The sequence below is a fragment of the Bacteroides sp. An19 genome, assembly GCF_002160215.1.
GTDB lineage: Bacteria > Bacteroidota > Bacteroidia > Bacteroidales > Bacteroidaceae > Phocaeicola > Phocaeicola intestinalis.
Genome location: NZ_NFKD01000101.1, coordinates 1 through 7,317 on the forward strand (window position 1 = coordinate 1; position 7,317 = coordinate 7,317).

The 7,317-nt window shown below is 45.9% G+C and carries 4 protein-coding genes; all 4 read right to left on the reverse strand.

The window, feature by feature from the left end; all coding sequences use genetic code 11:
• Nucleotides 1-243: 243 nt before the first annotated feature.
• Nucleotides 244-1,890, reverse strand: a complete 1,647-nt coding sequence (locus B5F25_RS20115; RefSeq protein WP_022041320.1) for a fumarate hydratase — start codon at nucleotides 1,888-1,890, stop codon at nucleotides 244-246.
• 149 nt (nucleotides 1,891-2,039) lie between these two features.
• Nucleotides 2,040-3,812, reverse strand: a complete 1,773-nt coding sequence (locus B5F25_RS20120) for a TlpA disulfide reductase family protein (RefSeq protein WP_022041319.1) — start codon at nucleotides 3,810-3,812, stop codon at nucleotides 2,040-2,042.
• Nucleotides 3,813-3,842: 30 nt separating this feature from the next.
• Nucleotides 3,843-5,846 carry a DUF4954 family protein gene (locus B5F25_RS20125; RefSeq protein WP_087251654.1) on the reverse strand — a complete coding sequence of 668 codons (2,004 nt, stop codon included), beginning with the start codon at nucleotides 5,844-5,846 and terminating at the stop codon, nucleotides 3,843-3,845.
• A complete protein-coding gene (gene hflX, locus B5F25_RS20130) occupies nucleotides 5,843-7,108 on the reverse strand; it encodes a GTPase HflX (RefSeq protein ID WP_022041317.1) in 1,266 nt (421 codons plus the stop codon). Before hflX ends, B5F25_RS20125 begins: the two co-directional genes overlap by 4 nt.
• Between the last annotated feature and the right edge of the window lie 209 nt (nucleotides 7,109-7,317).

A 7,317-nucleotide genomic window follows, 5' to 3' on the forward strand; every position in this document is an offset into this window, starting at 1 on the left:
AGCGGGCTATCTGACGAAGAACAGGAGCGAAAAGAACCAAAAAATCGCCCAAAGCACACACGAAAACGGATACATCAAGCCAAGAAATACTTTTTGGAGAAATTCAAAACAGCTTCTTAATAAGAGCCCGATTTCTGCCCCTACTGCCAAACAAAAAATGCGGAAGCACTCCGACACCCGATTAACGATAATCTTTGTGTCACCGTGCTTCCGCATTCTATTTATTGCGTATAAAGCTGCAGCCTATTTGCAATTACCGGTACAACGTGGTTTGATTTGTTTAAAGAAATCATTTCCCTTGTTATCCACCAGAATAAATGCCGGGAAGTCTTCTACTTCAATCTTCCAAATAGCTTCCATACCCAGTTCTGGATATTCCACACACTCGATGCTCTTGATGTTGTTCTGTGCCAGGATAGCAGCAGGACCACCGATAGAACCCAAATAAAAACCTCCGTGTTTCTTGCAGGCATCGGTTACAGCCTGGCTACGGTTTCCTTTAGCAAGCATAATCATACTACCTCCATGACTCTGGAACAAATCCACATACGGGTCCATACGTCCTGCTGTAGTCGGTCCCATTGAGCCACAAGCCATTCCTTTCGGGGTCTTTGCCGGACCAGCATAATAAATCGGATGGTCTTTGATGTATTGCGGAAGGTCTTCACCTCTATCCAGACGCTCTTTCAACTTGGCATGAGCGATATCACGTCCTACGATAATCGTACCGTTCAATGACAGGCGGGTGGCTACCGGATATTTGTCAAGTTCGGCAAGAATTTCTTTCATCGGACGGTTCAAATCTATTTTAACCGCATTTCCTTCTCCTGCCTGACGCAATTCTTCCGGAATCAGTTCGCCCGGATTCGAATCCAGCTTTTCAATCCAGATACCGTCTTTGTTGATTTTACACTTGATGTTACGGTCGGCCGAACAAGACACTCCCAAGCCTACCGGACAAGAAGCACCATGACGAGGCAAACGGATAATGCGTATATCGTGTGCATAATACTTACCACCGAACTGTGCACCCAATCCAATATTATGAGCTTCTTCCAATACTTTCTTTTCCAACTCCACATCGCGGAAAGCGCGTCCGTATTCATTGCCCGTAGTAGGCAGGTTGTCGTAATAATGGGTAGAAGCCAATTTCACCGTAAGCAAATTCTTTTCGGCAGAAGTACCGCCAATGACAAAAGCGATATGATAAGGAGGACAAGCCGCGGTACCCAGCGTTTTCATCTTTTCTACCAAGAACGGAACCAACGTAGCAGGATTCAGAATTGCCTTGGTTTCCTGATACAAATAGGTTTTATTGGCAGAACCTCCACCTTTGGTTACGCACAAGAATTCATATTCCATACCTTCGGTAGCCTCAATATCGATTTGCGCCGGAAGATTGCAACGGGTATTCACTTCTTCGTACATGCTGAGTGGCGCATTTTGCGAATAACGCAAGTTGTTTTCGGTATAAGTCTTATACACTCCCAGTGACAATGCTTCTTCGTCGCAATAACCGGTCCATACCTGCTGGCCTTTTTCTCCGTGAATGATTGCCGTACCGGTATCCTGGCAGAAAGGCAATACACCTTTGGCTGCCACTTCGGCATTGCGCAAGAATGTCAGTGCTACATACTTGTCGTTTTCGCTTGCCTCGGGGTCGTGCAAGATTTTTGCCACTTGCTCGTTGTGTGAACGGCGCAACATAAATGAAACATCGTGGAAAGCGGCATTTGCCATAGCTGTCAGACCTTCCTTTTCCACTTTCAGAACAGGTTTTCCCTCAAACTCGCTTACAGAAACATAATCTTTTGTAAGCAGATAGTATTCAGTAGTATCCTTACCTTTTTCGAACATCGGCTGATACTTGAATTCTGGAGTTGTTGCCATAATCGATAAGATATTAATTGTTAGTTATTACGTGTGAGCAAAGTTACAAAGTATTATTGAAATATTTCCTTAAATAAACGAGTTTTTCAAGTTTCTACAAAAAGTTTTTCTCGTCTTGATGTTTCCGTTTTCAAAAGAGTTTCTGAAATTCACTCGCTTGCCCGAAGCAAGTCTTTCATCAGCACATCGGTTCCTGGGAAACCGGTGTATTGGTCTTGCAGCTTGCCATCATAGCTGATTACCAGATAACCCGGTATGGCTTTTATGCCATACGTCTGACACAGGTAATCCCATTGTTCTTTTTTCAGGCGATAATGTACTCCTTTGATATCCGTAATAGCCGTCTTCCACTCAGCTTCAGGTGAAGAAGGTCCGGTCAGATAGATATACACGATATCTTTCGATGCCAGTTTTTTCTTTAAATCGCGAATGGCAAACATGCTCTTCCGGCACGGTCCGCACCATGTTGCCCAAAAGTCTATCAAGACAGCTTGTCCCCGGTAAGAAGAAATGATAGACGGCAGAATATCCGCCCCCGATACATTCTTGTCCAGTTCGGCTATCACAAAACTCTTGTTCGATTGTGCCAAAGCAGCTTGCGCTTCAAGAGCCTCAGCCCTTTCCTTGACATATTTCTGAATTTCAGGCTGAGTTATGGTTTTCATCAGCTTCTTGTCATCGGAAGAGAACCTATGTTCTTTCACAAAGTTCTGATATACCTCACGTGCTTTCTTCACGTCTTCCCACAAGTCTACCACCTGTCCTTTATCGCGCTCCATATATTCCAGGTATGTGGTATAGTCGTATCCGTAACGGAAATAGGGCGACTTCACGATACCCGGCATTGCTCCTTTTTTCCCCAGTACTACCAGTTCATTCATTTTCAAGTTCAACAAGACATACTGACGATAAGCTTCTCCCACTTTTTTATCATCCTGTAAATTACGCTCATACCTGTCGTAATGTCCTTTTACGAATTCATTGAACCTGTCTGCCGACTGCTCAGAAGCCATGAACTTAAAATCCGGGTCTTCTTCCATTGATAACGGATAGCCCCACGTAGCCAACTCATCATTCAGGTTCGCCATACTTCCATCGAACCATGCCTTTTGCTGTTGTCCGTACTTTTCCTTCAACAGGTGGGAAGCCGACATGCTCAACCGAGGCAGATGGATATATACCGTAGTTTCTTCGCCCGGCACAAGGAACATATCCAGTTGTGCTTTGTTTATCTGCAATTTGGCTCCCCCTGCCAACAACAAGTCGGTTTCGATATGGAAAGAACCATCCTGACGTATACGCACGGTTTGCCCCCACTCATTATAAAACAACCAGTCGGAATGCCGAAAGACAACTTCCAATTCCATCGAGGGGTTGTAACCCAAGATATAACCGTTGATAACCGCCTTGCCCGATTTCAATTGAGGTTGAGGCAAAGTGCGGCTTTGTTCGAAACGTCGAGTCTGTAAGAAACTGGGTACGTATACATACGGCTCTATTCCCGTCAGCTGTACTCCATAGATGGTCCACCCCTCGTCTTTTTCCACAAAATCTACTGTATGTATACCCTGGGGTATCGGAGCAAACGACAAGATAATATCCATTTTTCCAGAATCCGGAATCCGTTCGGGAACCGTTTTCCCATCGATAGACACATGAGCAGCCTCGCGCAAAGGAAACTCTTGCTTGCCACTCCGCAAACAGGTATTCGATGAAATGACCGCCACTTCACCCGGCCTGCCATACAAAACAGCATCTACCTGTGTCTGTTCATCGGTCTGAATGATTTTCTTGATTTCTATCTTCGACGTGGTAGCAGTCACAAAACAGGGATTGGTAACATCTCTTTTCCGATAATTTTCAGCCTGTGCCGTCAAGGCAATACAGCCCAACAAACACAATATCCAGACATACTTTTTCATAATACACTCCTCCTTATCTTTATTCATACATCACGCTTCATTTTCATTCAACAGCCCCTTGAGCCTGTCAATCAATTCATTGCCCAAGGCTGTCTTAACCTTGATGTGTTCCAGAACCGCCGTTACAAACGGATTGCTTTCGAACACCCCCCTCACTTGTTCAAAGTCGAGCTGTTGTTCCGTCTTGCTTCCATCGGCACCGAAGCCTGTCATCGAAGTCAATGAAAACTCCTTTTGGGCATCTTCGTATACCATCCGGTCCAGCCACACCACAGACTCTTGCCATTGCCGTACGATAGCCACAATATCCCGGGCAGTCACCTTGTCGGCCTCCAGATGATAAAAGTCCAACATTTTCTCGTAAGCCCATGTCCATTCATACGTATAATAACAGGCATGCATTTCGGCAAAACGCTCGTGCATCTGCTTCACCGTGCACAATGTTCCAGCCTCGATTTCACTCATCACCCGTTCTATCTCGCTCTTAGGTGCTATCAGTCCCGAGACGTCCACCCATTCGCCCTTTCCTATGGATGTATCGGGCACAAGACGTTGACGGATTTCCTCGTCGCTCCGGAAACGAATGTTTTCAAGCCGCTTGATGACCGAATTTCCCAAGAACTTATGAATGGCAGTTTCGTAAAACCTGATTCCTTTGTTCAAGGCCGAGTTCTTGATTTTGGCACTTTGGTATGCATAAGTTTCCGATGTTTCGCCCGATACTCTTTCCAGTTCTTTCAGGATTTCACGCCCCTTCATCATTTTCTGAATGGTGTACGGGCTGAGCAAGTTGTAATTAATCTGGTCCAGCTTCATCGGGTCTTTGCGCAAATCACGTTTCGGCCACTTCTGCGCATCGCGAATGGTTCCTACACTCCGTAAGTTAACTCCAGGAACCAGATAAGTCGTATTCTTGTCCTCTATCAGATAAGAGAAAGGAAGATTGGACGTATCCGGATGATTGACATGGCGACCCATTACCAAAGAAAAGGCTCCGATGCGTGCCGGCCACAAGACATACGAATCGGAAGTGGTTTTTGCACCACGCTCCAAAGCACCTTGGTGAATCGGTCCCAGCTTATACATGTGATTGCTCTGGTTAGACCCAGAGCCTGCATTCATAAACGAAAACATTCCTGCTATCAACAGGGTCGACTTATGATGTGTCACCGTAAACGGTCCGGCAAAAATGGCACATGCTTCGCCGTTTTCTTCTTGACAATTGCTGAAGAAAAGTGAGTCGGATGCCGAATAGTTGTGCCCCATCCGGCAGGCTTGCCCCACAAAACAACGGGTTATCATCGTACCGTCTTCGATGTGGGCACCGCTCGACACGATGAAATCATCACATACCACACCATATCCGATATGTACCGGGTCAGCAGCATTGCTATTGATGGAACCATTTTTCAACCGCCCGGCCCCTTCTATTTCACAACAATCACCGATACGTACATTCTTAATGTACCCAGCATTGACAATTGTCACATGGTTTCCGATGGTTCCCCGCTCGGAGGCATGTTCTTCGGCGTATCCCTCTATTACCGCTTTCATACGCTCTATCAACAACGGCCGGTGCCGGTACAATGCCATAATATATGCCTGATGTGCGGAAAGATGGTCGTGTATCACCACCTCACGCCCTCCAGTTTCATTCAGTACAGAAACCTCCACGCCATTGCCGAAGCGCGATTTCTTGTCCACCAAAATGATGTCGACATTCTCGATAAACGTCGATTCTCCGATATCATAATTGGCTATATAATTCTTTACGTTCTCTATCAGGCAATTGTCGCCTACCGTTACATTGTGCAATACCACGTACGACAGTCCGGCATGCTTGCGTACCCCTCCAGCCAACTGGAACTCACCCTCGAACACTCCCAGGCGTATCTTCCCCGAGAAACGGGCGTGATGTACATGTGCGGTAGTAAATCTTTCCGCTACCTGCACCTCGTTCCAGTCAGCAGCTGTACAAGCCTGTGCTTCCAGCCTGCCGATTTCTTCTTTTGTCAGCGAACGATAGGTATTCATAAGCTGCTCTCCTCATCGTAAGTCTGGTAAAGAAAATCATTGTACGGATACTTCTGCACATGCAGTTCCCTTACCTTGTTATATAATATTTTCTTCAACTCCTCCAGATTGGTCTTGTTTCTGGCAGAAATGAAAATACAGTTATCATTCAGTTTTGCCATCCAGGTGTGCATCAGTTCATCCAGTGTAATATTCTCCTTGGTTTTCGGGGTCAGGTCGTCTTCGGCTTTCTGTACATACGTATAGGCATCTATCTTGTTGAACACAATCATCGTAGGCTTACCGCCTGCCCCCAGTTCGGCTATCGTCTTGTCCACCACCTGTATCTGTTCCTCGAAGTCGGGATGCGAGATATCCACCACATGTACCAGCAAGTCGGCTTCGCGCACTTCATCCAGCGTCGACTTGAACGAATCGACCAAATCGGTAGGCAATTTACGGATAAACCCTACGGTATCCGAAAGCAAGAAAGGCAAATTATCAATAATCACTTTGCGCACAGTCGTGTCCAGCGTTGCAAAAAGTTTGTTTTCGGCAAACACTTCACTCTTGGCAAGCAGGTTCATCAGCGTAGATTTACCCACGTTGGTATATCCTACCAACGCGACCCGAATCAGCCTGCCGCGGTTCTTGCGCTGGGTAGACTTCTGTGTATCAATCTCCGCCAGACGCTGTTTCAGCAGCGACATACGGTTCAAGATGATACGGCGGTCCATTTCCAGCTGCGTTTCACCCGGTCCGCGCAGCCCTACCGAGCCTTTACCTCCTCCTGCACCGGAACCACCCCCCTGGCGTTCCAAGTGTGTCCATAACCGTTGCAGGCGTGGAAGCATATATTTGTATTGTGCCAGTTCCACCTGTGTCTTGGCATTGGCTGTCTGCGCCCGCATAGCAAAGATATCCAGAATCAGCGAAGTGCGGTCCAAGATTTTCACTTTCAATTCATTCTCGATATTCCTTATCTGTTTGGCAGACAACTCGTCATCGAATATGACCATCCCGATTTCGGTCTCTTCGTTTTCGTTCTGTTCTTGCAAATACGCCTGTATTTCCTGTAGTTTTCCTTTTCCAACGTAAGTTACCGAATTGGGCGTGTCTAGCTTCTGCGTGAAACGTTTTACCACTTCCGCACCTGCCGTTTCGGCAAGAAAAGCCAGTTCGTCCAGGTATTCATTGGTTTTTCGCTCGTCTTGCGACTGGGTTATCAACCCCACCAGCACAGCCTTTTCGGTCTGTGCTTCAGATATTACAAATTCTTTCATCCAGCTTCTTATTTCAATCAACGCAAATATAAAGAGATTTTCTATATAAACAAAGTACTGACGGCACCTTATCAAGACAAAATTCTTTTATTTTAGTTCCTATGTTTGTAATGTGCTAGCAAAATAGCATAAAGCCAAGAGAATTATTAAATTTGTAAATGAAAGAAATAACTTAATACCCCCATGACTTTATGCGTAAACAAAGTAAC

Excerpts from the sequence above, each read along its gene's own strand:
- B5F25_RS20115 (WP_022041320.1), bottom strand. The coding sequence starts at position 1,890 with ATGGCAACAACTCCAGAATTCAAGTATCAGCCGATGTTCGAAAAAGGT.
- B5F25_RS20120 (WP_022041319.1), bottom strand. The coding sequence starts at position 3,812 with ATGAAAAAGTATGTCTGGATATTGTGTTTGTTGGGCTGTATTGCCTTG.
- B5F25_RS20125 (WP_087251654.1), bottom strand. The coding sequence starts at position 5,846 with ATGAATACCTATCGTTCGCTGACAAAAGAAGAAATCGGCAGGCTGGAA.
- hflX (WP_022041317.1), bottom strand. The coding sequence starts at position 7,108 with ATGAAAGAATTTGTAATATCTGAAGCACAGACCGAAAAGGCTGTGCTG.